6 protein-coding genes and 1 pseudogene are annotated in these 3,553 nt (G+C 69.9%); all 7 read left to right on the top strand.

The features are described 5' to 3' along the window. Positions 1-180, top strand: a pseudogene (locus ACH107_RS31075) (urease accessory protein UreD); the annotation flags it as partial. Between the two features lie 27 nt (positions 181-207). Continuing rightward, a complete protein-coding gene (locus tag ACH107_RS31070) occupies positions 208-510 on the top strand; it encodes an urease subunit gamma (protein WP_084861292.1) in 303 nt (100 codons plus the stop codon). Positions 511-531: 21 nt separating this feature from the next. Continuing rightward, entirely contained in the window at positions 532-690 is a 159-nt protein-coding gene (locus tag ACH107_RS31065) for a hypothetical protein (RefSeq protein ID WP_412509533.1), read from the top strand. Next, entirely contained in the window at positions 687-992 is a 306-nt protein-coding gene (locus ACH107_RS31060; protein WP_310691458.1) for an urease subunit beta, read from the top strand. The genes ACH107_RS31065 and ACH107_RS31060 overlap by 4 nt, the downstream gene beginning before the upstream one ends. After that, on the top strand, positions 992-2,698 hold the full coding sequence (gene ureC / locus ACH107_RS31055; RefSeq protein WP_412509532.1) for an urease subunit alpha: 1,707 nt from the start codon (positions 992-994) through the stop codon (positions 2,696-2,698). Before ACH107_RS31060 ends, ureC begins: the two co-directional genes overlap by 1 nt. Before the next feature lie 9 nt (positions 2,699-2,707). Beyond that, positions 2,708-3,226 carry an urease accessory protein UreE gene (locus tag ACH107_RS31050; protein ID WP_310691460.1) on the top strand — a complete coding sequence of 173 codons (519 nt, stop codon included), beginning with the start codon at positions 2,708-2,710 and terminating at the stop codon, positions 3,224-3,226. Continuing rightward, positions 3,226-3,553, top strand: a 328-nt coding sequence (locus ACH107_RS31045; protein ID WP_412509531.1) for an urease accessory protein UreF, incomplete at its 3' end; no start/stop codon positions are given. The genes ACH107_RS31050 and ACH107_RS31045, both read left to right, overlap by 1 nt.

Below are 3,553 nucleotides of genomic sequence, written 5' to 3'. Positions count from 1 at the left end.
GCGCTGGCCCCCGTGCGCGCCGCGCTTGACGAGCCGGGCACCCGCGGCGGCGCTTCGGCCTTCGACGGCAAGCTGATGATCCGGCTGTTGGCCGACGACGGCTGGCCGCTGCGCCGTCAGGTCGCGCGGCTGCTGGCGGTTCTGCGCCCCGGCCCGCTGCCGCGCGTCTGGCAAACATGATCCCCACCCGACAGGAGAGCCCCCGCGATGAACCTGACCCACCGCGAAAAGGACAAGCTGCTGATCTCGGTCGCCGCCATGGTGGCCCGCGGCCGCAAGGCCCGTGGCGTCAAGCTCAACCACCCCGAGGCCATCGCGCTGATCTCGGATTTCGTGGTCGAGGGCGCGCGCGAGGGCCGCAGCGTGGCCGACCTCATGGAGGCGGGCGCGCATGTCGTTACGGCTGAGGACTGCATGGCGGGCATCCCCGAGATGATCCCCTCGGTCAAGGTCGAAGCCACCTTTCCCGACGGCACCAAGCTGGTGACCGTTCACGACCCCATCCGCTGACCTGGAAAAAGGACCGATCCCATGCGTTTTCTTCTGCCCCTTCTGCTGATCCTGCCGAGCCTGGCGCAGGCCCATTCCGGCGCGCACATGCACCCGCATGGCATCGACGCGCTCGGGCTGGTGCTGGTCGGGCTGCTGGCGCTGGCGGGCGGCTATGCCCTTGGGCGGGGCCGCAAATGATCCCCGGAGAGCTGTTTCCCGCCGAGGGCGAGATCACCCTGAACGCGGGCGCCGAGGTCACGGTGCTGGAGGTCGCCAATACCGGCGACCGGCCTGTGCAGGTGGGCAGCCACTACCACTTTGCCGAGGCCAATTCCGGGTTGGACTTCGACCGTGCCGCCGCCCGCGGGCAGCGGCTGGACATTCCCGCGGGCACCGCGGTGCGCTTCGAGCCGGGCCAGACCCGCGAGGTGCGCCTTGTCCCCTACGGCGGGGCGCGGCGGGTCTTCGGCTTCAACCAGCAGGTGATGGGGGACCTCTAATGGCACGTACGCTTTCCCGCGCCGCCTATGCCGGCATGTACGGCCCCACCACGGGCGACAGGCTGCGGCTGGCCGACACCGAGCTGGTGATCGAGGTCGAGCAGGATCTCACCACCTATGGCGAAGAGGTCAAGTTCGGCGGCGGCAAGGTCATCCGCGACGGCATGGGCCAATCCCAGGCGACCCGCGCGGCAGGCGCTGTGGATACCGTCATCACCAATGCGCTGATCCTCGACCATACCGGCATCTACAAGGCCGACGTCGGGCTGAAGGGTGGCCGCATCGCGGCCATCGGCAAGGCTGGCAACCCCGACACCCAGCCCGATGTGGACATCGTCATCGGACCGGGCACCGAGGCCATCGCGGGCGAGGGCAAGATCCTCACCGCCGGGGGCTTCGATGCGCATATCCATTTCATCTGTCCGCAACAGATCGATGACGCGCTGCATTCGGGCATCACCACCATGCTGGGCGGCGGCACCGGCCCGGCCCATGGCACGCTGGCGACCACCTGCACGCCCGGTCCCTGGCACATCGGGCGCATGTTGCAGGCCGCCGATGCGCTGCCCATGAACCTGGCCTTCGCGGGCAAGGGCAACGCCAGCCTGCCCGACGCGCTGGCCGAACAGGTGCGCGCCGGGGCGGCCGCGCTCAAGCTGCACGAGGACTGGGGCACCACGCCCGGGGCCATCGACTGCTGCCTGAGCGTGGCCGAGGACATGGACGTGCAGGTCATGATCCACACCGACACCCTCAACGAGAGCGGCTTCGTCGAGAACACGCTGGCCGCCTTCAAGGGCCGCGCCATCCATGCCTACCACACCGAGGGCGCGGGCGGCGGCCACGCGCCCGACATCATGAAGGTCGTGGGCACGCAGAATGTGCTGCCCTCGTCGACCAATCCGACCATGCCCTATACCGTCAACACGATCGAGGAACACCTCGACATGCTGATGGTCTGCCACCACCTGGACAAGGCGATTCCCGAGGATGTCGCCTTTGCCGAGAGCCGCATCCGGCGCGAGACCATCGCCGCCGAGGATATCCTGCACGACATCGGGGCCTTTTCGGTGATCTCGTCGGACAGCCAGGCCATGGGCCGGGTGGGCGAGGTCATCCTGCGGACCTGGCAGACCGCCGACAAGATGCGCCGCCAGCGTGGCCGCCTGGCGGACGAGGCCGGCGAGAACGACAACGCCCGGGCCAAGCGCTATATCGCCAAATACACCATCAACCCGGCCATCGTGCACGGGTTGAGCGCGCATATCGGCAGCATCGAGGTGGGCAAGCGCGCCGACCTCTGCCTCTGGGCCCCGGCCTTTTTCGGCGCCAAGCCCGAGATGGTGCTGATGGGCGGGTCCATCGTCATGGCGCAGATGGGCGATTCCAACGGCTCGATCCCGGCCGAGCCGGTCCACGCCCGGCCCATGTTCGGGGCGCTGGGCCGCGCGCGCGAACGCTCTTCGGTGACATTTGTCAGCACCGCGGCCCACGAGGACGGGATCGGCGCCGCGCTGGGGCTGGCCAAGGATACGCTGCCGGCCACCAACACCCGCAGCATCGGCAAGCGCGACATGATCCACAACAGCCTGACCCCCGAGGTCGAGGTGGACCCCGAGACCTACGAGGTGCGCGCCGATGGCACCGTTCTGACCTGCGCCCCGGCCGAGGACCTGCCGCTGGCGCAACGCTATTTCCTGTTCTGAGGGGGCCCGATGCCTGATCCTTCCGTGACCGACCTGCCCGTGACCGACTTGCCTGTCACCAACCTGCCCGTGGCGCGCGCGGTGCTGACCGATCCGGCCGCCGAGGTGGCCGATACCGTGCGGCTCGACTATGACGGGCGGCTGCTGCGCCGCAAGCGGCTGGTCGGGCAGGGCGGGCTGGCCTTTCTGGTGGACCTGCCAGAGCTGACCAACCTGGACGATCACTGGGGCCTGGCGCTCGACGACGGGCGGGCCGTGGCCATCGAACCCGCGCCCGAGGCGCTGATCGAAGTGCGCGGCGATCTGGCCCGGCTGGCCTGGCATATCGGCAACCGGCACACCCCCTGCCAGATCGGCACGGCGCATCTGACGATCCGCCGCGATCCGGTGATCGAGGCGATGCTGGCCCGGCTGGGCGCTGACCTCGCCCCCGTGACCGGCCCCTTCCGCCCCGAGGGCGGGGCCTACGGCAAGGGGCGCACCATGGGCCACGATCATGGCCACACGCATGACCACGGGCACGGCTGATGCTGTCCCCCGCCCATATGGCGCTGGTGCAATGGCTCTCGCCCGCCTTCCCGGTGGGGGGCTTCGCCTATTCCCACGGGCTGGAGGCGGCCATCGCCGCGGGCACGGTGGCGGATGCCCCCGCGTTGGAGACCTGGCTGGCAAACTTGCTGGCCTTCGGGGCGGGATGGCAGGACGGGGTGCTGCTGGCCCATGCCCTGCGGGGCGAGGCCGCCGAAGCGGATGCGCTGGCCCGGGCCCTGCAGCCTTGCGCCGAACGTCTGCAGGAGGCCCGCGACCAGGGCGCGGCCTTCGCGCGCACCGTGGCCGGGATCACCGGGCGCGATA

Source organism: Roseovarius halophilus (ex Wu et al. 2025), assembly GCF_047086965.1.
The sequence above is the reverse complement of the archived record's forward strand: the minus strand, read 5'-3'. Positions and strand labels throughout refer to the sequence as shown.